Below are 23412 nucleotides of genomic sequence, written 5' to 3'. Positions count from 1 at the left end.
CTTACAAGAAAGGAAAGAAAATGGGCCTCTTAATCATTCGTTTATTGAATCTTTTAAATAATGCACCCACTGATTCCACCAACTACTATATCGGTTTGACCATGATCAACCATTATGATCAGATCCAAACTCTAAGCATTGGTGAATTCGCTGCTCTTTGCCATGTGTCAAAGTCAACCGTTTCAAAATTCGCTCGCACCTTGGGCTTTGATGATTATGGCGATCTAAAAGACAACGCTGCCTTTATCGAAAACCGCTTCAACAATCCCCTGAATTATCGTTCGAATATTTTGTCTGCCTTAGAGCAAGAGGGCGTAGACTCCTATTTTGACGCAGTTGTACAAGACATCGATTATCTGCGTCATCATCTTAATCTGCCAGCCATCGAACGGGTCGCAAAAGCCATTGTGACGCATAAAAATGTCTTTGCTTTTGGAATTTTATTCTCAGAATCGGCTGCTATTGATTTCCAGATCAAACTAGCATACAACGGCAAGTTCATTCGGACCTTCCAAGACGATCTCGTACAGGAAGAAATCATCAAGACCGCTGATGAAGAATCGCTGTTTATCATTTTTACCAACTCCGGTGACTACCTAACGAAACAGCAAATTCGAAATGGAACACCACGGAAAGATTTCTTCGATCGAACCAAAGCCAAAGTCATCGTGATCACCGCTAATCCACAGATCTCGGAACTGCCCTTTGTCCAAGAAGCAATCATCTTCCCTCACCAAACCCATTTTCAAACCCATGCTTTTATGTATCAGTTCATCATGGATTTGATCGTATCGAAGTTCAAGCAGTTGACGGATCGAAAGCGCATGTAGTAATGACCCTCCATTATAGAAGAAGGGCATTTCTTCCATAATGGAGGGTTCTTTGTGAATGAGATGTCTCATTCTTTCGTAAGCGTCACTCATTTATTCCTAGTTTCTTTGAAATTTTTTTAATCCTAGGCTGCTATTTATTAAATTTCTCCTCATTTATGTTTTTTGTTTCACAAACTTCACCTCGGTATGGTATAATCATTTTGTTTTTAAGAAAACTATGGGAATACAAAGGAGAAGGAAACATGAAAAAAACTAAAATCACTTTAATCGCTGCATCATTGCTTATGGGAGGCACTCTTTTAGCTGCATGTAGTTCAGATAACGATACAGCTGCAAGCTCATCATCATCAACAGCAGCTTCAACTGCTGCATCAACTGAATCATCAGATGACGTTGTTTCAACTGCTTCTATCAGTGACCAAACTTCAGTGATCGAAAAAGCATTGAGCGCAGATGGTAACTGGATCGTTGCTGTAACTGGCGACATGACATTTGATAACGATGTAACCGTTGATGGCGAATTCCACGACAAAGGTGACGACTCTGCTGATATCTACCGTAAATTTGCATTGTACTCACAAGATGAAGACCGCAACGTAACAGCTGAATACACAGTAACTGTTCCTAAATTGATCGTTAACTCAGAAAACTTCAACATCGTTCACGGTGTAATCAAAGGTGACGTTGAAGTGAATGCTAACGGCTTTGTATTGAACGGTGCAAAAGTTGAAGGTAACGTAACATTCACTTCAAAAGAATTCCAAGATTCAGCAACACTTGACGAAGATGGCGCTTCTGTAACAGGTGACGTAACAGTTAGCGAATAATCTTTCACTGGATTTCTGTGAAATAGATGAACAAAAAACGAGGTTGGCAAGTCGATCGTTGATCCCTTGCCAACTTTTTTTGTTTTTTTATAAACAATTGCATCCGCTCTCATTACTAACATTGTGTAAGTAAGAACAAAGCCCTAGAAAAAAAAACTGGCTTGCTTACGCAAAACCAGTTTCTTCTTTAGGCGCTTATTCTTCAATAACTGCCCACTTGTAGTCATATTGCGCACCAGCACCGTGTGATACGACCCCTTTTACTTTTGGTGCACGTAAATGAGCTTCAACGTTTTGGTACACAGGGATGACCCCTTGTTGATCCATAATGATTTTCTCTGCATCTAACAAGTCTTGCCAGCGAGCATCTGGATTGCCAGCGTTTGTCGTGGCAGACGATTTCACTGCTGCATCGTACTCCTCACTTGTCCAACGACCGCGGTTGTAGGAATTGTCGGTAACAAACAAATCAGTAAAGCTACTAGCATCCGCATAGTCAGCTCCCCAACCACCCATGACGATATCAAAGTCACCTGAGTTCGAACGATCTAAACGAACGGAGAAAGGAACAGGACTTAGGCTAACTTTCACCCCATCCAGCGTGTCTTGAATCGCACTTTGAATATACTCAATGGCCTTTTTGGTTGAATCTGTATCAGAAGCCAAAATTTCAAAGCTCAAGGAATCGATTCCTAACGCCTCTTTGGCTTTTTCCCAATGTTCTTTGGCCTTTTCTTGATCGTATTCAATGACACTTTCCGCTTCATCGACAAAATCAGTATTATCAGTTGGGTTAAATGTCATTCCTTTTGGTATCAATCCTGTGGAAGCCAATGAACCGTCCCCTAAAATCGATGTCACTAATGCATCACGATCGATGGCATAAGAGATTGCTTTACGCAGATCCTCATTGCGGAATGGCGAATCTTCTTCTCGCTGATTCAACTCGATATAGGAAGTACGGGCTAATGGTTCTGAAACAAACGCTTCATCATTGGCCATCTGCTGCGCCAATTCTCCTGTTAAGATGACGTCGTCTGCTTGCCCATCTTGGAATAGATTCAAGGAAGTTGATGATTCTTTTACGACACTAACATTGATGGTATCAAGTTTCACCGTCTCTTTGTCCCAATATTGGTCATTCTTTTCATATGACCATTCTGTATCGGTTCCTGGCCCATCAAAGCCAGCTAACACAAAGGGTCCATTGTAAACGGCATTGTCGCTTGTTGAAGCATATTGATCGCCGTTGTCTTCTACAACTGCTTGGCTTTGTGGGAAGAAGGATGGAAACGCCAATAAGTATTGGAAGTATGGCGTAGGCGTCGTCAGCGTGATTTCTAATTCATAGTCACTGACTGCTTTGATCCCTAATTCTGAGGCATCTTTTTCACCTGCTGTTATCGCTTCGGCATTGGTTACGGGCGCAAATAAGTACGCATACTCAGAACCTGTTTCCGCACTTACAGTGCGTTGCCAGCCAAAGACATAATCCGCTGCTGTTACTGGTTCTCCATTTGACCATTTGGCATCTTCTCGTAATTTCAATTTATAGGTCAGACCATCTTCACTGACTTCCGCTAATTCGGCGGCACCTGCTGGTTCGGGCTTACTATCAGCATCTAAGCGGTACAACCCTTCATACACATTATTTAAAGCACTGAAACTGATCGTATCGGTGGCTAAGGATAGATCGGCACTCGGCATTTCTTGTTGAACCACAACATTAAAAATTTGTTCGGCAGCTGCTGTCCCACTACCACTTGAACTTTCACCTGTACTTGATGTCCCTCCTGTTGAGCAACCTGCTAATACGATTCCACAAACAGCGACGACACCATATCCCCATTTTTTCTTCATCTTACCTACCCCTTATGAAAATCCAAAATTTTCAGAATTATTACAAAACTCTGAATGTAAATAAGATTTTAATAAATATTAATTATAAAAGCAAGCTATTTTTCTCATTTTATTATTATTTATTTTTTATATTAACACTGCATGTTATTATTTATGACACAAAAACAAAAAACACAAAGCGAACAAGATCTCGCTTTGTGTTTTTTTATCTTTGGATAGAAACGTGGATTACTCCATTTTATAGCTTTGACGCGTCACTTTCCCCTCTCGTACCGTAGCGATAATAGTTGGCACAGCCCCAATCGCCGTAAAGAGATAGACCAGACCTAAGTTCCCGTAATATTGACTCGCTTCCAAATATCCTTCACGAATCAAATCAGGTAAAATACGGAAGGCATAGAAGACATCAACGTCCGTGTAATAATTCGCTACACTGATCGACCAGTCGATACGATTCCCAACATAGACCATGATGATCATGACGATAATACTACTAATAATACCTTTTGTGCTGAGTTTTCCACCTAATAATTCATACCCTTTGATGGCACAGATCGCCATCGCGATCCCAGACAATGCAGCAACATACCCCAGTTGTCCTAATAAAATAATTGCGCCGGCACCAATCAGTGAGCCAAGAAACGCACCCACGGTTCCAGCTAACCAATTTTCTTTTTTCTGCCCTTTTTCCCGTTCTTGCGCAAGGACTGCTTCTTGTTGTTTCTTAAAGCAAGCTTCACAGGCAATGACGGGAGCGCCGCCAATAGCATACAGCGAGACCGGCTCAGTGACCGCGCCGCAGAAGGTACAAGCATTTTGGAAGCCTTTCGTCTTCAAAAAATTCGTCAACTGGTCCAACGCAGTACGTAACTTGTCCACGGTTTTCCCTGCAGTCATCGCTCCGCGTAAAGTATAGGCAACTTGATATCCTTGGATCACACAGTCGATGATCTCTTTTGACTCACTTAAAACTTCTTTGACTTCTTCTTGGTTGGGAAGTTCGCCATCTTTGCTAAGTGAAAAATGAGCCACTAGAGAATAACTATTGTTATTCTCTTGAACTAAAAAAAGTTTATAACTATGATACGTTCCATAAATCACCCCAGTGGAAGTATCAACGGAGAGCCCCAACGGCTCGGCAAATTTGGTCAATGTCTTCTCGATCTTCTTATTCATTTTTCTCCTTCTTTCCAACAAACACTTACCTTTTTAGGTATAGCTAAAAGTTTAAGGAGAGTAGAAATGAAAGTCAATCAATTTGTTCAAAAAACCTAGTTTTTTTATCTATACTGTGACAAATCGTCGCAACGCATCAGTAACCCCATGATCTGTATTGCTATCCGTCACAAAATCAGCTTTTGCTTTGACCAATTCGGGCGCATTCTCCATCGCAACACCAATACCAGCTGAAGCAATCATTGGCAGGTCGTTAAAATTATCGCCAATCGCTAAGGTTTGCGCCAGCGGCACTTGAAAATAGGCCGCCAATTCATTTAGCGCCTTATCTTTTCCCACAGCTTGATGAGTGACTTCCAAATAATTCTCTTTGGATAAGTAAAAGGCGCTTTCTAAAAATCCAGCGTTCTGGCAGGCAGCATGAAGTGCTTGGATTTCTGCCGTTGTGCCGATCAAAAGAAACTTATGAACCTCAAAAGCTTCTTGTGCCAACAGTTGTTCTAATGAAGTCTCCACAGGAGTCTCTTTGGTGATCGCCGCTTCTGCTCGTGCCCATTGGTCCACTCTTTCGCAATACCACTGATCACCAGAGTAGACATTGATGGAAACACCAGGAAAATCAGCTTTGATGCGCGCAACCAAAGTTTTTGCTTCTGCTTTTTTGACCTCATGACTGAAAATCGGTACCAGTGTGCCCTTTTGATCGTACCCTCCAATCAGGGCACCGTTGTAACAAGCCAAGGGCCAGTCTGCTATCCCTAATTCTTGAGCTATCGGTAGCATTCCTTTCGGGGAGCGAGCGGAAGCCAAAACAAAAGGAATCGCTTGCTGCTTCAATCGTTTGATTTCTTCAATCAAATCCAGATCGATTTGATGCTTATGATCCAAGATCGTCCCATCAATATCACTTAAAATAAACCCTATCTGCTTTTTTTCCAAATAAACCATCCTTTCCCATTCCCCATCCTTTTTACGAAAGCGGATTGAGCCATCGCTTTCGACCAAAACAAGCGCCGTTTCCATAAAACGAAAACAGCTTCCTTGACCTTCTTTGCTTCCAGTTTACCATACTAGCCAATGAAAAAAGAGTGCATCGCTGCACTCTTAGGAAGTATAGATATAAAACTCGATTTCCTTCTTCATCGGTTTTTTGATCCAGCGTTTCACAGCAGCTGCCCGCTTCAAGCCCATATGCTCATAAAAACCGTAATTACAGGTGGTATCGGTATAAAGGAAAAACGGAGCCGTTTTTTCCTGCTGGACCATCGCTAAAAAGGAAGTAAAGAGCTGCTTGCCTACACCCAATCCTTGTGTTTTGGGACTAACGGCAAACAAACCAACTTCGGTCTGAAAAGGAGTTTGTAAGTCTTTCAACATCGCTTGATTTAACTCAGCCACCTCTTTGGCATAATGCAACAGCGTATTTCTCCCTTCTTTCGTAAGCAGTAAGCAGCCAGCATGCCAAATCGTTTTCCCCCAATAGCGCATTGGATGAAGCTTCTTCCCGCTTTTACTGTCTGCTAATAAGATGCCGACAGCTTCACCATTTAAAAGAGCCACCCGCGAATAGGTCGCACGGGCAAGTTCATAACACAAAAAGACATGAGCAAAGTGCTTGGCGGTCTTCTTGTCAAATTGCTTGTCGTAGTTCCAGCTATCAATAATCACTTGCACAAGCGCAGGCAGATCTTCTCGTTTAAATGGTCGATACGTTACTTTTTTATTCATTCTATCTTCCTCCCAGTAGTTGACTATCCTTAGTATAAAGTTTACAGTAACTGTAAAGTCAAGGAGGATCTTCATGAAAACCAAATTAAAAGTATCGGAAATGGCACGCTTAGCGCGGATCAATCCTCGGACACTCCACTATTATGACGAGATTGGGCTATTTCAACCAAACAGCAAAGACGAGAACGGGTATCGGTATTATTCCCTTGATCAACTTTTGGATCTCGGATTGATCCTGTCATTGAAAGAATTATCGATGCCCTTAAAAGAGATCCAAACAGCGCTGCAGGGGGATGCCGAGACCATGAGAAACTTATTGGAAGCCAAGCGGCAAACCATCGATGAAAAAATTCAGCAGTTGACTAACATCAAAAAAATCATCGAACGAAAAGCTGCGGATTTGCGCCTGGCTGCAGAAAAAACTTCCCCCTTCACCTTGAAGGAACAGCCAGAGGAGTATTTCTCCCTCAGTCCTAGATTAAACGGCAGCTCCATCCCAGAGATGATCACCCAAGCCTACGATCTTTTGATGGCACAGCCGTATCTTTTTTCGAATAACGAGTACGGTTTTATGATTCGGACGAACAAAGACGATACGCAAGACATCGACTACGTTTACGTACGGCAAGATGAGCCGCAAAGGACTTCCTTCGTGAAACCAGCAGGATGCTATTTAACCGCCATTTATCAGGGGGATGACGAAGGATTGAAACAGTTTTATCAAAAACTCAAGCAGCTGATTGCGACGCACCAATGGCAAATCGATGACTACTTCTATGAACGATCGATCCACGAAACGACCCTTAGCAACGAGCAAGCTTATTTGACAGAGATCCAAGTTCGGATTTTATCTGAGGAATAATGATTCGTTCAAACTGCGCTAAAAAGTAAATAAAAAACGCAACGACAACGAGCAGCTTCTTTCGCCTCGTTGTCGTTGCGTTTTATTTAAATCAAATGGTTTTCTTTCAACAGATCGCCAATGTAGGTATGTTCGGTTTTCTTAACGAAGCCTTCCAAGAGTTTCCGTTCGATAAACGGCAGCTCCATTTCCGTAATTTTTTTCTTATCGGTCAGATAATAGACAGCTTTGGCCAAAGTACGTAGATCATAAGCGGAAGCAAACACTTCTGGTACCCCACGTTCCACATCTAATAGCTGATAAACAGCCTCCATTGCAGTCCGAACGGAATATTCTGTTGTAAAAACAGTGTCTCGTTCAGTCTCTGCGAAATTACCGATAAAAGCTAAGTTTTTGGAGCCATTTGGAATAACCAATGGCCGATCCCCTGGTTCACGCAGCATGAAGTAAGAAGTGATAAACGGCATGTAGACTGGAACTGCCACACTTGATTCTTTTGAAATGCGTTGGATTTCTGCTTCTGGCACGCCTAAATGGTAAAGCAGTTCTTGCACGATTTCTTGTCCAGAACATTGTTCAATTGGTTTTTTGATGTAGTTCCCTGGTGTATTTGACAACAAGCCATACACCCATGTGATCGTTTGTTGGTCTTTTTGTTCTTTAAAGTGCGGTTGGCGATGGGTCGCAAAGCTCATCATCCAATTGGAATCTTTGATGGTGATGATCCCGCCAGTGACGATTCTGCCTGTTCGTAACTTGCGATGGGTCAATTTTTCTAAATAAGGTTCCACATCAAAATTTTGCCAAGTCACGGTTGCCGACACAAACCAGCTTTCTTCAGGCAAGTTTTCATAAAAGACTTCTGGATGACCAAACTCAGGCGATTGCGCCGCCAAGTTTTTCCATAAACGCCAGCTGCCACCAGGTGCTTTTGAGATAGGCGCTGGAGTATAATGGTCCCCTTGCGTGGAACTTTCAGTGATCGATCCGTTGGTAACAAAGACCAAGTCATCTTCTGATAAAGGAATTTCTTCGATTGCCCCCGCTTTTTCTAGCACAAGTTTTTGAGCAACTTTTTCCTCGCCCACGATCCGAACATCGATATTGCTGACGGTGCATTCATATTGGAAGTCAACTCCTTGTTCTTCCAAATAAGCAAGTAGTGGTTTGACCAATGACTCATATTGGTTGTAACGAGTAAATTTTAACGCAGTAAAATCAGGCAAGCCATCGATATGGTGCACAAAACGCAACACATAGCGGCGCATTTCAATCGCCGAATGCCATTTTTCAAAGGCGAACATCGTACACCAGTATAGCCAAAAATTAGATTCAAAGAATTCTTCGCCAAAAACATCTTCGATTTTTTTCCCGATCAATTGATCTTCTGAAGTCATAAATAATTGGGTTAATTCTTTTTGTGCTGTCGCAGACAAGGTAAATTCTCCATCATCTGCTGCTCGTTGGCCGCGATTGTGGATGATCCGACAGTTAGACGAATTTGGATCATCGTGGTCCAACCAGTAAAACTCATCTAGCACCGAAGCATCTTCCACCTCCAAAGATGGAATCGAGCGAAATAGATCCCACAGACACTCAAAATGATTTTCCATTTCTCGACCGCCGCGGGTCACAAATCCATCATGGGGAATGAATTTTCCGTCTAATGAACCGCCTGATAAAGAAAGTTCTTCAAGGACGTGGATTTTCTCACCCGCCATATGGCCGTCACGGATCAAGAAGACTGCTGCAGCAAGTCCTGCTAATCCCCCACCAACAATATAGGCTTCTTTCTTTTCGACATCTTTCGGTTTTCTGCTTCTTGCAAAAGCTTCGTAATTTCCGTTCGTATATCTCATGTAGATCCCTCCTAATATTGGTACGTTTTTATGGTATCAGTAACTATTTTTTTTGACAAAAATTTGTACTAGTAAAAACAAGTGATTTTGACAAATCGGCCTTTTTGTCAAAAAAACAGGGCAAAGGCCCACCTTTTAAAAAGATCTGCGCCCAACCCAAAAAGCGCCCCTAAGAAAACTGATGGCAGCTTTCTTAGGGGCGTTTCTAACAAAGGACAAACCCTTTGCTTTTTCAATGAAACATTTATTTCACTCGTAGAGCGAAGCTAGCAGTCGAAAAGCCTGATTGTGCTTCGGTGACTGTATAACCCGTGCTTGGCGCATGGATATAGCTTGTATTACTGGTAGCGATCGCTACGTGGTAGGTATTCCCTTTTTGACCCCAGAACAGCAAGTCGCCAGCTTGTGCTTGCGAGACAGGAATGATTGTCCCTGCGCTTTCTTGTGGGACTGTCCAATCACCGATGTTTTTGCCCGTCACTTTTAAGAAGACGTAGCGTGTAAACCCGGAACAGTCGAAGACATCTGGTCCTTTGCCTCCCCATTGATAAGGAGTGCCGATATGTTTTCTAGCTTCTGCAACGATCGCTGCTCCGTTCACGCTCATCGGAACATTGGTATTGCCTGCGTTGTTATTGTTGCCAGGAGTCGTTGCACTGACTTCCTTCACATACGCTGCAGATACCCAGCCACCCGTTGATAACTTATACCAAGTGGCATTGCCATTGACTGACGTTCCTTGTTTTTGAGCGACTGCTTTGAAGGTCGCATTGCTGCCCAAACTGCTGACTACACTTGCAGAAGTCGATGCATTTGAGCGGACATTCATACCAGTGGTTGTTTGGAACGTTTTATTGATGGCTTGCTCACTCGCATTGCTTGAGCCGTTTGATGAACCAGTGTTGCTTGAACCTGTGTTTGAATTATTGTTATTACTTGTATTTCCAGAACTAGACGTGACGTCACGTACATATGCCGCTGTGATCCAGCCACCAGTCGATACTTTGTACCAAACATTGGTGCCGCCAACGGATGTGCCATTTTTCTGGGCAACGACCTTCACCGTCGTGCTGTTGCTTAGGCTGCCAACGACACTACCACTTGTTGAGGCACTCGAACGGACATTCAATGCCGCTGTTGTTTTCACATTCTTGTTGATAGCCGTTTCTGCAGAAACACTTGTGTTGCCGCCAGAAGAACTATTTCCTGTCGAACTGCTGGAAACATCTTTGACATAGGCCGCCGTGATCCAACCACCTGTGGACAATTTGTACCAAGTGGTCGTGCCATTCACCGACGTTCCACTCTTTTGTGCAACGACTTTCACCGTCGCATTGCTGCCTAGTCCACGTACGACACTAGAACTAGTCGTTGCATTTGAACGGACGTTCAATGCAGTAGTCGTTTTCACTGATTTCGAAATTGCTTTTTCCGATGAAGACGACGACGAATTGGACGAGCCAGTATTGGCAGAAGAAGAGCCTGAGGTGCTTTTCACATAAGCCCCTGAGATCCAGCCGCCTGTTGATAGCTTATACCATGTTGTATTGCCATTCACTGAGGTACCGTTCTTTTGAGCCACCGCAGTGATTGTTGTATTTGCTCCTACGCCACTTACGATAGAGGCACTTGTTGAAGCATTTGAACGAACATTCAGTGAAGCTGTTGTTTTAAATTGTCGATTGATCGCCGTTTCAGCTGACGATCTGGCAAGAGTAGCCGTTGTGTTGGTTGATGACGAAGCGTTTGTCGTTTCGGTCGCATGAGCAAGAGACGTAAAGACACCTGAAGTCGATGCTAACGCTGCTGTGATACCCAATCCTTTTTGTACGAAAAGGGACCGTTTTTGTTTCACTAAACGCTTACGTTTGATTTTCCGAGATTCCAATAAAACACCCCCTGTACCCCATTTTAACAAAAATTAATATTTTTTGATATTGTTTTCGTTTTGTATTTTTTTAATTTACGTTTAATAAAACGTGTCATTTATTTTCCTGCGTTATTCTTTTTGATCACTTTCTCTTTGGTGTTGCTCAATGGCACTCTATTTACAAAGATTTCTATAAACTACAGAAAAACGCTATTTCATTAAACGTTATTTTAATTCGCGAATAAAAACAGGAATTTTTTTGCAAATAAACCCACTTTTTGAAAAACAAGACTGTTATTTGAATAACATTTCTTTCCAGATCCCCTTTTTCAAAAATCGATACTAAAATCACCCATTTATCATTCCTTTTTTACACGAGGGATTCTGTGAAAAAGTTGCTTCAAAAAGAACGCCGCTTCCACCTGTGTGATCGACGCTAAGATGAGATCCTGTTACCTCGACTCCAACCGGATGCGAATTTCTTGATAGAGAAGTCCCTCATCTCTGCCAAAAGAAACATTTTCACAATGTATATTACGGGAAAGATTATAACACCAAGGAGAAAACCAAGGATTTGCATAAGTTTGTGAAATCGTGCTATACTTAAAAAAAGGAAGAGGTGACCGAGTATGAAAACAAAGACGAAAGAAAAAGTGTATGCTGAACGTCAACATAACTATAAAACGAAAAAAGAAGAGATTTTCAAAAAAGCCCTAGATTCCGTACCGACCACAGACAAGAAAAAAGAAGAACAGAAAAAGAAAGCGTAGACTCCTGCGTTTTCTTTTTCTGTTGATTTATAAAAAAGACGAGACTTCACCGATTTTGGCGAATCTCGTCTTTTTTGACGATTACTATTTTTGTCTAAAAAATACTTAGTCCGATCACTTTTTTTGAACTTTGTTGGGTTCGATATAGATTGTAGGATTCCCCAATGCAGAGTGGGAATCCATGAAAGCTAAGATTATTATAGGGATAAAATTTTCATGCCAGCTCTTCACCATTGGTCGCTATCACTTTTTGATACCAATAAAAAGAGTCTTTACGAATTCTTTCCAAGGTTCCTTTTCCATCATCATCAAGATCCACGTATATAAACCCATAACGCTTCGACATTTCACTTGTACTAGCACTGACTAAGTCGATGCATCCCCAAGGAGTATAGCCCATCACCTCAACTCCTTCTTGAATCGCTATACCGATTTGCTCGATATGGTCACGTAAATAATCAATTCGATACGCATCGTGAATCCGTTTATCCTCTGTCACCACATCCTCAGCACCTAAACCATTCTCAACGATAAAGAGAGGGACTTGATAACGCTGATACATTTTTTTCATGGTGATTCGTAAACCTACTGGATCGATCTGCCAGCCCCAATCACTTGCTTTTAAGTAAGGATTCTTGATGGATCCAAAAAGATTCCCGCCAGTTTCTTCTTTTGATTCTCCTACAACCATTGACATATAATAACTAAAGGAAAGAAAATCCACTGTTCCTTCTCTCAAAATATCACGATCGCCTTCCTGAACGTCGATCACAATTCCATTCTCTTCAAAAAATGAATCCATATATGCTGGATATTCTCCACGTATTTGAACGTCAGTATAAAAGAAATTCATTTCATCTGCTTTTACAGAAGCCAAAACATCTTGCGGATTACATGTTTCAGGATACGCCTCCATTCGAGCCAACATACAACCGATTTTGGCATCTGGGATAATTTCATGGCATTTCTTTACAGCCAAAGCACTTGCAAGGAACTGATGATGTCCTGCTTGATATTGTGCTGCTAACATATTGTCAATTCCGTCTGCCAAAATCCCTCCACTCAGATAACCAGTCATCCCAATTATATTGATTTCATTAAACGTCAACCAATATTTGACCTTATTCTTGTAACGGTTAAACAGCGTTTCTGCATAGCGAACAAAATGATCAATAGTATCCCGTGAGAGCCAGCCATTTTGAGTCAGCGCTAAGTGCAATGGGAACTCGTAATGTGAGATCGTCACCAACGGTTCGATTCCATGCTTTAGACACTCATCAAAGACTGCATCGTAAAAGGCTAAACCAGCTTCATTGGGTTCTTGGTCATTGCCATTTGGAAAGATCCTTGGCCAAGAGATTGATAAACGAAATGTTTTAAATCCCATCTCTGCCATAAGCGCGATGTCTTCTTTGTATCGATGATAAAAATCGATACCATGCCTTTTTGGATAATGTCCCTTTTTATCCTTCATAGCAAATTCGACTTGGTCTCTAGTCATAGGTTCCCCTAACAGCATTTGTGTCCGTGCCTCTTTTCCAATGTAAAGGGCAGTATCCGCAGTTGACCATCCTTTTCCATCCTCAAGAAATGCTCCTTCTAATTGATTCGCAGCAGTTGCGCCACCCCATAAAAAATTATCTGGAAATCGTTTATTCATTCTGTTCGCTCCTTTATTCTTGTTCTGCTACTACACCAAATTGTTCCTCTTGTTCCGCCAACGCTTCTTTGGCGATCAATTGTTTTTCATATGCTTTGAAAAATGGATAATAAATTAAGCCTGCAGGAATCAACATTAGATAATCCCAGATAGCATTTTGCCATTTGAGCGTACTGAGATAACTTGCCATCCCCATTGGCAGCAAAGCAGAAATGGAAATCCAACCAGGTGTTAGAAAACCGATTCGATAGCCAATTAATGTCAGTAACATCACCACAGGAATATTTAGCACATATGGAATACAAATGATTGGATTGTACATAATCGGCATACCAAAAGTCAGCGGTTCATTGATGTTAAACCATCCTGGCACAGCTGCGATTTTTGATATCGCGCTGATTTGTTTCGATTTTGATTTTAAACCCATTAAAGCTAGTGGTAACGTGTTCCCTGTTCCTCCGGCAATTGCCATCCCACCAAACAAAGCCACGGGATAAAAAACGAGTGGCTCGCCTGCAGCAGCAGCAGCGCCATTTGCGGTTGCAGCTTGGATTCCAAGAGGCATAATAATCGGCACTAAGATCATCGTGCCATGAATCCCAAAACACCATAATAACGCTGCAAATACACACATGATAAACATCCCAACGGTGGAAGACAATGCAGACAATGGAATGCCTAAAAGCGCCATAAAACCGGAGGCAATCGTGTAATTGCCGTTGGTAAAGATATCTACCGCAGCACTGCACGCTAAGAAAAAGCAAGCGCTAATTGCTAACGGTACGATCGAGGCAAAGCCATCTTGTAAAAATGGCGGTACTACGTCTGGCATTTTGATGCGAATATTATGATCCGCACAATATTTTTCAATTTGAACAGAAAGGAAGACAACAACAAATCCGATAAACATGCCAGTCGATCCTAAGTAAGTCATATCGATACTAGTAACTCCTGCTTCACTGATCATTAACGTGCCAGCAACCAAGAAAAAACAAATCAATGCATCAACTGCATTCATAATGGGCGACTTCATTTTTAAGTTTTTGGCATAATTAAAAGAAAATAGAATGACGACCCATACAGATAAAAGGTCCATTGTGAACTTATAAGGCAGATAAATAATTTCGTAGAGCTGACTTTCCGCAGCGATCACATGAAACATCGTAGGACCTAAAACCGAAACAGTGATTTGAGAGATTGCCCCAACCATAATGATGCCCATCAAAGACATCATACATGCTTGCAAAGCTGCTAGAAACTTATTACTCCCGAGTTTCTGTCCAAAATCTTGTAATTTTATCATCACTGGACTATCAAAAAGTTTTTCCATATTATGATCCACACTCCTTTTATTATTGTGTCTTACTTTTGACCATACAATTTCGTTGCGAGCTTCATAATATTCGAGCAATTTGCCATTGCATAATCAAAAGATGGAATGGCTTCAGTTGGCAAACCAGTATTTTCCACGATTTCTTTCAAACGATAAGAGACCTGTGGTCCCACCATCACTACATCATACTCTTGATAAACATCCTGATATTCCGATAGTCCGACGGCCTTAATGTCTAACTCCATATCATTTTCTTTCCAGTACTTACTCATTTTTTGCATCAAAATACTGGTAGACATACCTCCAGCACAAACCAATAAAATTTTCATCTTCTTCATGAATTCCCCTTCTTTCCATTTTATTTTTGATAGAATCGAATGATTTCTTTGATCAATTCATTGGCTAACATACTTGTCATAAAATGATCCTGTGAGTGTATCAATAGGACATTGATTTCTTGCTTTTCCCCCCTTGCTTCTGAAAATAATAGCTCTGTTTGTGCCTGATGGGCTTTTTTGATCGCATCATCCGATTTTCTCAATAAAAGATTACATTCTTCCAAATTGCCGTTACGCGCTTCCTCTAATGCTTGGAATGCATAGGAACGCCCATCTCCTGAGTTAGCAATCAAGTTCATGGCTGCCGACTCTGTATTGTTTATTTTTTCCATAGTGACTCTTCCTTCCCAATTTTTTTCTCACTTACAAAATCAAAACTATCATAAACACCTTTTTAATCAAGCGCTTACATTTTGCGAAAAAAATTTTTTTATACACTAAGTTTCACAAAAACAACCTTTAAAATCTGAAAAAATCAAAATAATACCTTCATTCATCCATTTCTATAACTAGTGTATAAAGAAGTAAATCAATTTCTTCCTACTGTATAATCCTATAAAATAGTTGTATAAAATTTGTAAATTTCTAGAAAATACCGTCGGTTGCACCCTCAATTAATTCCCCCTATAATACACTCATGAAAATCAAACGAACGTTACAAATAAGCGAAAACGAATTCTATGACTATCTTGAAAGTGAACTCATTCGCGAATGTCAGCTCACGAAAACAAAGATTGAGAAAGGACTGAATTACAAAAAAACTGATTCCAAAACCCAAATGGAAATTTCAGTTTTCGTGATCAACTATATTCGTGGCACACTTTATGAAGTCAAAATCTCCTCTTCCTATGAGACATATTTTCTTAAGTACACAACACAAGAAAATGAAAACGGTTTAGAGATACAATTCGAACAGCACATCGAAAGTTTTGAAATGAAAAAACAAAACCGACTGATGCGGCTCTTTAGCGAAGGTGTCTATTTAGGAAGAATGTCTGATACTCTATTCGATATCCAAAAAAAAATCCATGAGAAGAGGAGGACTAATTTGTCCTGATGAATTGACATAGAATGGGGATAGGCGATTTCTAAGCCAATACATTGAGAATGTTTCAAAGGAGTAAAACTATGAGTAGAATGAAAGCTATCGTATTTGACTTTATCCAAAATCAAATCTACACCAATCAAGAACAAGTGAATGGTCTGACTACAAAGCAGGTTGCTGAGGCATTGAATCTACAAAGATCGAATGCCAGCACCCTTCTTAATCAACTTGTTCAAGAAAAGAAGTTAGTGAAATCCACATCGAGACCTGTTCTCTATTCTTTAGCAGAACCAATCGCTGAAAAGGATGCATTTGACGTCATCATTGGTGCCAATCAAAGTCTTAAAAATGCGATTCAATTGGCAAAAGCCGCCGTCTTATATCCAAAAAATCCATTAAATGTGCTGATTCAAGCCAAACCAGGCTGTGGTACTAGTTACTTTGTTGATACACTAGTAGATTTTGCCAAACAGCGACAGGTGCTGACTAAAGAAGCTCCTTATATAAAAATTAATTGTCGAAATTATTCCAAAGATCCTCATTTGCTTGATGAGGATCTTTTCGGAACCAACGAGGATTATGCCAATAGCGTATTTGAGAAAGCTTGGTCTGGTATTCTTTTTCTAGAAGCATACGATTCATTAAACACGAAGCAGCAAAACAAAATTTTAGATTTTTTAAACAACAAAATCCCCCTATTTCAAGAAAAAAAGCAATCTCAGCCGAATAATGTGATGGTGATCTTATCAATCATGCCTTCAAAAGAACTTTTAATTAATCAAGCGATTCCACTGACGATCGAATTGCCTGAAATAGAGAAGCGCTCCTATAAAGAACGTTTTGACTTGATCAATCATTTCTTTTCCAGAGAAGCCGTTCATTCTAGACGTACAATCGTTGTTCCCTCAGAAGTGATCCGAGGTCTATTGTTAGCAAATTTTTCTTATCAAGTAAAAGAGCTGAAAATGGATATTACAGCTGCTTGTGCCAAAGGGTATGTTCGCGTAATCAATGAGGGTGACCAAGATATTGCTCTTTCCCTCGCTGATTTCAAACCAGAAATCAAACAGAGCTTGTTACGGGTGAAAGAAAATGCGATGGTTTTCGACGAGCTATTCGGAAATGTTGAGCATATTATTTATGATAAGAATGAGGGTTACTTAAAAGAATTTGGAAAAAATGAACGCTTATACCTTTATGAGGAGATTCGCAATCAATATCAATCACTTTCGGAGAGCGGCATCAATGAATTAACGATCACTCCCCTAATGAACAAGTATGTGCAAAATCTTTTTAATAAGTACAACTATTACAATGTCTTTGATGATCAATATAACATTACTCAATTAGCAAAAATCGTCGATGCTAAAGTCATTCAAATTGTTGATTTCTGGCTAAAAACCTGTAAAAAGGAACTCAACAGAGAATTTAAATCAAGCGTATTTTATGGGCTTTGTCTTCATATCAACTCCTTATTGACACTGGCTTCCAATCGACAAACCCTCTCGCAAGAGGAAGTCACTCAATTTATTCAACAATACCCTGAGGAATATGCGCTAAGTGTTCAGCTTTCGATTGAATTAAAAAAGCAGCTCAACTTGAATTTACCAAAAGATGAGATCATTCTGATTTTACTTTTTCTGATTAACCAAGAGCAGACTCAATTAACCGGTCATCCAGTATTGTTATATATCATGCATGGAAATCGAACAGCTTCTTCATTGGCTGAAACAACAAACATGCTGACTCAGACAAATAACATTTATAGCTACGACATGAAACTTGATAGTACACCTCGCCAGTCGATGATCGAAATTAAACAAGTCATCAAACGAATTGATCAAGGACAAGGTGTGATCGTTCTTTATGATATGGGTTCAATAAAAACGATTGTTGAAACGATCGCTGAGGAATTAAATTGTAAGCTTCGACTGATTTACTTACCTATAACTCTTATCGGCATCGAAGCAGCTCGAAAAAGTGCAATGGAAACCGATATTGATTATGTCTATCACACGGTCAGTATGAGTATGAACGACTTGTTACAAAAAGCGGAAAAAGGATATGAATTGATCATTACTTTATGCCATACCGGAGAAGGAGGCGCAGAACAACTAAAACGGTACATCGAAAGTTACTCGAAACTTGGTATGAAAGTTAAAGCACTGGCTATCTCTTCGAGAAATGAACTAATCAAAGAAGTGAGTAACTTAAAGAAAGTCTATAAAGTACATGCTTTTGTCGGGACTTATGATCCTAACATTTTCGGTATTCCCTTTATCTCAATTGGGAAAGTATTTGAGACACCAAAGGAAACACTCGATCGCTTACTTTTATTTGAGCCCGTAAAGACGCAATTCTTTGATTACACAGAAGTCTATAATTACTTAGCTGATTCGTTCAAGTATACCGACATTGGCAAATTAAAAATGGTCTTGCCAGAAGTCATTGATGAGATTTGCACCCTTTATCCTCTTTCCCTTGATCAATCCATTGGCTTATTCATGCACTTAGCTTGTCTGATCGAACGGTTATTAGAAAATCGTTCACCCAACATTGCCAAAGCAAATCTCGCTGTAATGAAAACATTTAAGCAAGATGCTTTGATTATTGCAAAGATCTTAAGAAAATTAGAAAAAAGCTTCGATGTTTTGATCAACGATTTGGAACTTTCCACTATCCTTCTCATCATCAAAAAACTTTAAACATATAATATTTAGTAGGCGAAAATAAGTTCTCCTAATATTTGGTGGGTAACCCTTTTGATATGGGTATAACAAAAAAAACTCTCTATGATCCTTCATTGATAAAGGATCATAGAGAGATTTCATTATTCTATTACTTCATTACTTAACTCACTCCATATTTTTTTGTAAACACATGATGCTCCCTATAACTGCCATAAATCCTACTAGCTCCACCACTGCGAAGTGATCATGAAAAACAATGATCGATAAGAAAGCAGCCAGCAATGGCTCAACTGCCGTTAAAACTGTTGCAAGTGTTGAGGATAAATAGCGTAAACTTGTTAAAAAAATCAAATACGCTAGTGCTGTTCCAAATAAAATGACCACCAGCAAATAAAGAATCACTTGAACGTTCAGTTGACTATCAATCTGCCACATTGGATGAACCACATTCGCCAAGCCTCCACCAATCAACATCCCCCAGCCGACAATTGGTAAACTCCCATATTTTTGCAAGAGTTTACGCGGCTGTATAGAATAAAAAGCTAGTGATATCGCTGATGCTAACCCCCAGCCTAGCGCAGATTGGGAAGTCGCTAATTGCTCAATCTGTCCTTTTGATGCCACAGCCGTCACACCAAGTAAGGTTACCAGTAACCAGAAACATGTCTTTAAAGAGGGGAGCTGCCTTTTGGCTATCCCAGCATAGAGTAAAACAAAGAAAGGTCCAGTATATTGAATAATCGTTGCAAACGAAGCATTGCTTTGCTCAATCGTTTTAAAGTAGGTAAATTGAACGAGAAACATGCCTAAGAAAGAAAACAAGAGCAGCTGAATGAAGTCCTTTTTCTCACGAAATGGGGAAATCAAACGGGCGCGATCCTTTAACCCAATACTTAGCAACAAACACCCTGAAAGAACCAATCGTGTTGAAACGAGCCAATTTGCTGAAATACTATATTTCGTAAATAAAATTTGTCCAGCGATGCCAGAAACTGCCCACAAAGCTGCTGCTGAACAAGCATAAACAATCCCAACTGTTTTTTTCATAAAAACACCTTTTGTCTTTCACTTTACTTTGTTAGTATTATACCGAATCAGATAGTGAACTTTTGTCAATATCCTGATTGTTTTTAACACTATTCTGTAAAAAGGTGGTGCGGTATGTACTTTGAACGCACAGAAGAAAACGAAGAAACGACCAAACATACAACTACAAATCGCTCCTTCGCAATTTATCAACGTTGCTTGCAACAAAAGCGTGGCGACCAATTGCCTCTGCATTGGCACGACGAGCTGCAAATTGTATGGGTCGAAGAAGGTAGCTTCGTGTATACGATAGACGACGAGCAAATTTTGCTAAGCAAGAATGAGGCGATCATTATTAATAGCCGTGTACTCCATGGTGCTGTTTTAGCTTCAGAAAACGTCCGATATTGCTGCTTTGATTTTTCTTCAGGCTTTATTGCTGACCCTGTTTTTAAAGAAGCGATCGAACAATTAGTCCACGATCGCACCCGCAGCTATCGGCGCTTAACCTTAACCGCCCAACATCAAGCATTTGTTCAAACCGTGCGTCTGCCTCTGCTTATTGAACAACGATTTACTCTCTATGAATTGTTTTTAGCTGCCCTTTCACAGCTAATGGCTGCAAGACCTGCTTCACCCAAGAAAGAAACTATCTACTTAATGCTGGCATTTGTCCATGAGCGTTATCAAGAACCATTAACGGTTCCTGCGATCGCTAAAGCTGCTGCCATCAATACACGTACTTGTACCGCCCTTTTTCGGCAATACACGACATTGACCCCAATCAACTATCTGATTGATTATCGATTGTCTCAAGCCAAAAACCTATTGATCGAAACGGATGAGCCGATCTCAACCATCTGCTACCACGTTGGCTTCAATCACTTGAGCTACTTTAGCAAAAGATTTCAGCGTAAATTTGGTTTAACGCCGCTACAGTATCGCAAAACCTATCGCGAAGATGATAGAAATTAGCTGATCGGTACCAACAGAGCCTCTCATCTAGATAAATTTTGCTATATTCTATAAGCGTTTCAGTACTTTTTTCACTTTTACGCTCATTGGTCCATAAGAATCTCTTTGAAATCCTTTTCTAAAAACCACACACCCAATATTTAGTAGGCGAAAACATGTTCCTACAACATATTGTGGATAAACCTGTTGAAACTGTGCATAACTAAAAAGCCTGCGATTTTTTCGCAGACTTTTTTATTTATTGACATGCTTGGATTAATCTAGAGATAAATAATAGCTCACATTATCTGGTAGTGGTTTAAAGCCATTCTTTTTATAAAAATCCGCTGCTGGCATACTTTCTTCGGTATCTAACAAAATCGTTGGAATCTCTTTCTTGAGCAGATCCTCTTTGATTCTTTCTAAAAAAGTGGAACCAAGGCCTTTTCCTTGATGCGTGCCAGTAATTAAAAAGGTATCGATCACATACTCTTTTCCTTGATACCAGGGCTTGATAAAGCCTAATGAAAGACCAATCAATTCATTCGATGCTCGGTCTGTTAGTCGATAACCAATAAAAGTATTCATTGCCATCATTGAAGATACATAGTCGGTGATTTGCGGCACTGTCAATTGGTCATTCCATGGTTCTGCTGAAAATACGGCAATATAGTGGTCCACAACTTCTGCTAAATCCGCCGTGGTTAATTCACGCATGCTTACATTCTTTTCCATCCTATCTCCTGCTTCCATCTATATTTCGGTAAGGGCCTATACTCGAGGAATCCACTAGTTTTTGTGCGTGTATCAATTATCGATTCGTTTGGCATAGCCATTGCCATAACTCGTATAACGACGCTTTTGGTTGACGGCCATTTTTTTATGAATCTCTGCTTCAAGATCGATGGAAAGGATTTCCGCTAACCCAAGAAGATAAATCGCCACATCCGCCAATTCTTCTCCTACCTCTTGTTGCTTCCGATACGCGTCAAAGGCTTCCCCTACTTCACCATATAAAGCTAAAAACTCTTTTTCAATATTTGTGACATTGAATTGGTGATCGATTTTGTTTTGATAGACCGCTTTTTGCATTTCTGATAGTTTCATAGTCGCTCCTTTTGGGATAGTATACCATTTAATTAAAGTTCAAAATAGAAACTTAGTAAAAAAATCACCTCAAAAAATAGTGACCCCCCAAAACGTTAGAATTTTGTTCTAACTTTTGTAGGTCACTCTAGTATAGGATTCATCCTGTTTTGTTTATTCTGCCCGCTCCAATTCAGCAGATTTGATTGCAACCCGTTGAGCGATTTTTAAAAATGGAAAATAGATTGCTACACAGACGACGATGATGATCACTTGAACCAAAACAACTTTAAAATCCCCTTTTGATGCCAACAATGCACTAAGAATTGGTGGTGTCGTCCAAGGAACCATCACAGAAAGCGGCTCAATGAATCCTACTGCGGTAGCAAAGTAGCCAATCAACGTCGCAACAATTGGACTTGCAACGAAGGGAATGATCATGGGTAAATTGAAGACGATCGGTAAACCAAAGATGATTGGCTCGTTGATATTAAAAATACCCGGAGCTAGGGATAGATTGACGACATCCCGAAAAGGTTGGTAATTGCGGACGAATAAGAGCACTGCAATGATCAAGCTGATCGTAAATCCAGTCCCGCCTAGTTGTGCGAAAACCGTCACGAATGCTGAATTTAAGATATTGGGTGGCGTAGCGCCTTCTTGCACGGCTTGCATGTTTTCATTCATATTGACTAACAGCAATGGATCTAACAAGGTGCCATTGATGACGGTTTGGTGAATGCCTAAAGTAAACAGAAAATTGCCCGTTGAATAGATGATCAAGAACCCAAAAATCGATGTGTTCAATAAACGCAGTGGTTCTTGGATCACTGTTGAAATGATTTGAATCAGGTCGGTATCAAAGGCTGCTAGCACGGTCGCAACTACGGCAAAGAAGGAAATGACCAAAATAGCAGGGATCAACGTGCTGAAGGATTTGCTGACGGCAGGAGGAACTTGATCCCCTAAATTGATTTTTAGGTGCTTGTTTTCTGACAGTCGAATAAATAATTCCGTGGCAACTAACCCACAAATGATTCCAGAAAACATTCCTTTGGTCCCGACATCGTCAAATAGCATCACACCACTGATGGTCACTTCTGCTTGAGCGCCTTCTGGCAACACGGCATGAGCCATCGCCAACATGACCACTAAGCAAGTCGTTGCCACAAAGGTTGCATTGATGGCGCTCGGATTGTTTTTGTTGCGGCAAAGAAAATAAGCGATCATCGGGGCGATCAGCAGACCGGCGATATTCAATGTTCCATTGGTGATGGAATTGCCAAACACTTGCATTCGAGCCAAGGCAGCCCCTTCTAAAAACCATGGAAAGAAGACATTATTAAACAACACAGCGATCCCTGCGATAATAAAGGCAGGCATTAAGGTCGCAAACGCATCACGAAGACTTTTGAGATGAACCTGATTGCCGAGACGGACCGAAAACTCTGTAAATTTATCTAAAAACGTGCGCTTTTCTGCTGCCATTTTTGTT

General features: G+C 40.6%; 21 protein-coding genes. 7 read left to right on the top strand and 14 right to left on the bottom strand.

Annotation, left to right across the window (positions count from 1 at the left end; all coding sequences use genetic code 11):
* Nucleotides 1-20 precede the first annotated feature (20 nt).
* Complete coding sequence (locus IGI82_RS04655) at nucleotides 21-830, top strand: MurR/RpiR family transcriptional regulator (RefSeq protein WP_413158503.1); 810 nt, start codon at nucleotides 21-23, stop codon at nucleotides 828-830.
* Between the two features lie 245 nt (nucleotides 831-1075).
* On the top strand, nucleotides 1076-1660 hold the full coding sequence (locus tag IGI82_RS04650) for a polymer-forming cytoskeletal protein (RefSeq protein WP_010747631.1): 585 nt from the start codon (nucleotides 1076-1078) through the stop codon (nucleotides 1658-1660).
* 195 nt (nucleotides 1661-1855) lie between these two features.
* Here the strand turns inward: IGI82_RS04650 and IGI82_RS04645 are convergent, their stop codons facing one another.
* The 4 genes from IGI82_RS04645 to IGI82_RS04630 all read right to left on the bottom strand — a co-directional run bounded on the left by IGI82_RS04645 (nucleotide 1856) and on the right by IGI82_RS04630 (nucleotide 6424).
* On the bottom strand, nucleotides 1856-3520 hold the full coding sequence (locus IGI82_RS04645; protein ID WP_413158502.1) for a peptide ABC transporter substrate-binding protein: 1665 nt from the start codon (nucleotides 3518-3520) through the stop codon (nucleotides 1856-1858).
* 228 nt (nucleotides 3521-3748) lie between these two features.
* On the bottom strand, nucleotides 3749-4696 hold the full coding sequence (locus IGI82_RS04640; RefSeq protein ID WP_060792887.1) for a hypothetical protein: 948 nt from the start codon (nucleotides 4694-4696) through the stop codon (nucleotides 3749-3751).
* Between the two features lie 108 nt (nucleotides 4697-4804).
* Entirely contained in the window at nucleotides 4805-5644 is an 840-nt protein-coding gene (locus IGI82_RS04635) for a Cof-type HAD-IIB family hydrolase (RefSeq protein WP_413158501.1), read from the bottom strand.
* 156 nt (nucleotides 5645-5800) lie between these two features.
* Nucleotides 5801-6424, bottom strand: coding sequence for a GNAT family N-acetyltransferase (locus IGI82_RS04630; RefSeq protein WP_413158500.1), 624 nt, complete (start codon nucleotides 6422-6424; stop codon nucleotides 5801-5803).
* A gap of 73 nt (nucleotides 6425-6497) precedes the next feature.
* Between IGI82_RS04630 and IGI82_RS04625 the strand changes: the two genes are divergently transcribed.
* Nucleotides 6498-7286, top strand: coding sequence for a MerR family transcriptional regulator (locus tag IGI82_RS04625; protein WP_413158499.1), 789 nt, complete (start codon nucleotides 6498-6500; stop codon nucleotides 7284-7286).
* A gap of 86 nt (nucleotides 7287-7372) precedes the next feature.
* Here IGI82_RS04625 and IGI82_RS04620 read toward each other — a convergent pair whose 3' ends face one another.
* On the bottom strand, nucleotides 7373-9145 hold the full coding sequence (locus tag IGI82_RS04620) for an oleate hydratase (protein ID WP_008377255.1): 1773 nt from the start codon (nucleotides 9143-9145) through the stop codon (nucleotides 7373-7375).
* 244 nt (nucleotides 9146-9389) lie between these two features.
* The gene (locus tag IGI82_RS04615) at nucleotides 9390-11033 is read right to left on the bottom strand and encodes a C40 family peptidase (RefSeq protein ID WP_252708592.1); all 1644 of its coding nucleotides are present in this window, start codon (nucleotides 11031-11033) and stop codon (nucleotides 9390-9392) included.
* Between the two features lie 611 nt (nucleotides 11034-11644).
* Between IGI82_RS04615 and IGI82_RS04610 the strand changes: the two genes are divergently transcribed.
* On the top strand, nucleotides 11645-11785 hold the full coding sequence (locus IGI82_RS04610) for a hypothetical protein (RefSeq protein WP_005237363.1): 141 nt from the start codon (nucleotides 11645-11647) through the stop codon (nucleotides 11783-11785).
* Nucleotides 11786-11999: 214 nt separating this feature from the next.
* Here IGI82_RS04610 and IGI82_RS04605 read toward each other — a convergent pair whose 3' ends face one another.
* Genes IGI82_RS04605 through IGI82_RS04590 form a run of 4 tightly spaced genes read right to left on the bottom strand, consistent with a single transcriptional unit; the run spans nucleotide 12000 to nucleotide 15448 of the window.
* On the bottom strand, nucleotides 12000-13445 hold the full coding sequence (locus tag IGI82_RS04605; RefSeq protein WP_128489024.1) for a glycoside hydrolase family 1 protein: 1446 nt from the start codon (nucleotides 13443-13445) through the stop codon (nucleotides 12000-12002).
* 13 nt (nucleotides 13446-13458) lie between these two features.
* Nucleotides 13459-14775 (bottom strand): PTS sugar transporter subunit IIC, encoded by a 1317-nt coding sequence (locus IGI82_RS04600; RefSeq protein WP_034868338.1) that lies wholly within the window; start codon nucleotides 14773-14775, stop codon nucleotides 13459-13461.
* A gap of 32 nt (nucleotides 14776-14807) precedes the next feature.
* On the bottom strand, nucleotides 14808-15116 hold the full coding sequence (locus IGI82_RS04595) for a PTS sugar transporter subunit IIB (protein ID WP_005225316.1): 309 nt from the start codon (nucleotides 15114-15116) through the stop codon (nucleotides 14808-14810).
* Nucleotides 15117-15136: 20 nt separating this feature from the next.
* Nucleotides 15137-15448 carry a PTS lactose/cellobiose transporter subunit IIA gene (locus IGI82_RS04590; RefSeq protein WP_005225315.1) on the bottom strand — a complete coding sequence of 104 codons (312 nt, stop codon included), beginning with the start codon at nucleotides 15446-15448 and terminating at the stop codon, nucleotides 15137-15139.
* 305 nt (nucleotides 15449-15753) lie between these two features.
* Here IGI82_RS04590 and IGI82_RS04585 point away from each other — a divergent pair, with 305 nt between their 5' ends.
* Together IGI82_RS04585 and IGI82_RS04580 are read left to right on the top strand one after the other, a co-directional pair.
* Entirely contained in the window at nucleotides 15754-16173 is a 420-nt protein-coding gene (locus tag IGI82_RS04585; protein ID WP_005225314.1) for a DUF3284 domain-containing protein, read from the top strand.
* A gap of 71 nt (nucleotides 16174-16244) precedes the next feature.
* Nucleotides 16245-18866, top strand: a complete 2622-nt coding sequence (locus tag IGI82_RS04580; protein ID WP_252704840.1) for a PRD domain-containing protein — start codon at nucleotides 16245-16247, stop codon at nucleotides 18864-18866.
* 150 nt (nucleotides 18867-19016) lie between these two features.
* Here IGI82_RS04580 and IGI82_RS04575 read toward each other — a convergent pair whose 3' ends face one another.
* Complete coding sequence (locus IGI82_RS04575) at nucleotides 19017-19898, bottom strand: DMT family transporter (RefSeq protein WP_438841796.1); 882 nt, start codon at nucleotides 19896-19898, stop codon at nucleotides 19017-19019.
* 114 nt (nucleotides 19899-20012) lie between these two features.
* Here IGI82_RS04575 and IGI82_RS04570 point away from each other — a divergent pair, with 114 nt between their 5' ends.
* Nucleotides 20013-20852, top strand: coding sequence for an AraC family transcriptional regulator (locus IGI82_RS04570; protein ID WP_016610560.1), 840 nt, complete (start codon nucleotides 20013-20015; stop codon nucleotides 20850-20852).
* Between the two features lie 255 nt (nucleotides 20853-21107).
* Here the strand turns inward: IGI82_RS04570 and IGI82_RS04565 are convergent, their stop codons facing one another.
* From IGI82_RS04565 to IGI82_RS04555, 3 genes are all read right to left on the bottom strand, one after another.
* Complete coding sequence (locus IGI82_RS04565) at nucleotides 21108-21566, bottom strand: GNAT family N-acetyltransferase (RefSeq protein ID WP_081118375.1); 459 nt, start codon at nucleotides 21564-21566, stop codon at nucleotides 21108-21110.
* Between the two features lie 72 nt (nucleotides 21567-21638).
* Complete coding sequence (locus IGI82_RS04560) at nucleotides 21639-21938, bottom strand: MazG-like family protein (protein ID WP_413158495.1); 300 nt, start codon at nucleotides 21936-21938, stop codon at nucleotides 21639-21641.
* Nucleotides 21939-22091: 153 nt separating this feature from the next.
* Nucleotides 22092-23405 carry a PTS sugar transporter subunit IIC gene (locus IGI82_RS04555; RefSeq protein WP_194195587.1) on the bottom strand — a complete coding sequence of 438 codons (1314 nt, stop codon included), beginning with the start codon at nucleotides 23403-23405 and terminating at the stop codon, nucleotides 22092-22094.
* Nucleotides 23406-23412 lie beyond the last annotated feature (7 nt).

Origin of the sequence: Enterococcus sp. AZ067 (assembly GCF_051715005.1) — a bacterium.
Lineage (GTDB): Bacteria > Bacillota > Bacilli > Lactobacillales > Enterococcaceae > Enterococcus_D > Enterococcus_D casseliflavus.
Note: the sequence above shows the minus strand (reverse complement) of the source record. Positions and strands in the feature narration are given on the sequence as shown.

Coding starts and splice junctions, on each gene's coding strand:
- IGI82_RS04655 (WP_413158503.1), top strand. CDS start 21: ATGGGCCTCTTAATCATTCGTTTATTGAATCTTTTAAATAATGCACCC.
- IGI82_RS04650 (WP_010747631.1), top strand. CDS start 1,076: ATGAAAAAAACTAAAATCACTTTAATCGCTGCATCATTGCTTATGGGA.
- IGI82_RS04645 (WP_413158502.1), bottom strand. CDS start 3,520: ATGAAGAAAAAATGGGGATATGGTGTCGTCGCTGTTTGTGGAATCGTA.
- IGI82_RS04640 (WP_060792887.1), bottom strand. CDS start 4,696: ATGAATAAGAAGATCGAGAAGACATTGACCAAATTTGCCGAGCCGTTG.
- IGI82_RS04635 (WP_413158501.1), bottom strand. CDS start 5,644: ATGGTTTATTTGGAAAAAAAGCAGATAGGGTTTATTTTAAGTGATATT.
- IGI82_RS04630 (WP_413158500.1), bottom strand. CDS start 6,424: ATGAATAAAAAAGTAACGTATCGACCATTTAAACGAGAAGATCTGCCT.
- IGI82_RS04625 (WP_413158499.1), top strand. CDS start 6,498: ATGAAAACCAAATTAAAAGTATCGGAAATGGCACGCTTAGCGCGGATC.
- IGI82_RS04620 (WP_008377255.1), bottom strand. CDS start 9,145: ATGAGATATACGAACGGAAATTACGAAGCTTTTGCAAGAAGCAGAAAA.
- IGI82_RS04610 (WP_005237363.1), top strand. CDS start 11,645: ATGAAAACAAAGACGAAAGAAAAAGTGTATGCTGAACGTCAACATAAC.
- IGI82_RS04605 (WP_128489024.1), bottom strand. CDS start 13,445: ATGAATAAACGATTTCCAGATAATTTTTTATGGGGTGGCGCAACTGCT.
- IGI82_RS04600 (WP_034868338.1), bottom strand. CDS start 14,775: ATGGAAAAACTTTTTGATAGTCCAGTGATGATAAAATTACAAGATTTT.
- IGI82_RS04595 (WP_005225316.1), bottom strand. CDS start 15,116: ATGAAGAAGATGAAAATTTTATTGGTTTGTGCTGGAGGTATGTCTACC.
- IGI82_RS04590 (WP_005225315.1), bottom strand. CDS start 15,448: ATGGAAAAAATAAACAATACAGAGTCGGCAGCCATGAACTTGATTGCT.
- IGI82_RS04585 (WP_005225314.1), top strand. CDS start 15,754: ATGAAAATCAAACGAACGTTACAAATAAGCGAAAACGAATTCTATGAC.
- IGI82_RS04580 (WP_252704840.1), top strand. CDS start 16,245: ATGAGTAGAATGAAAGCTATCGTATTTGACTTTATCCAAAATCAAATC.
- IGI82_RS04575 (WP_438841796.1), bottom strand. CDS start 19,898: ATGAAAAAAACAGTTGGGATTGTTTATGCTTGTTCAGCAGCAGCTTTG.
- IGI82_RS04570 (WP_016610560.1), top strand. CDS start 20,013: ATGTACTTTGAACGCACAGAAGAAAACGAAGAAACGACCAAACATACA.
- IGI82_RS04565 (WP_081118375.1), bottom strand. CDS start 21,566: ATGGAAAAGAATGTAAGCATGCGTGAATTAACCACGGCGGATTTAGCA.
- IGI82_RS04560 (WP_413158495.1), bottom strand. CDS start 21,938: ATGAAACTATCAGAAATGCAAAAAGCGGTCTATCAAAACAAAATCGAT.
- IGI82_RS04555 (WP_194195587.1), bottom strand. CDS start 23,405: ATGGCAGCAGAAAAGCGCACGTTTTTAGATAAATTTACAGAGTTTTCG.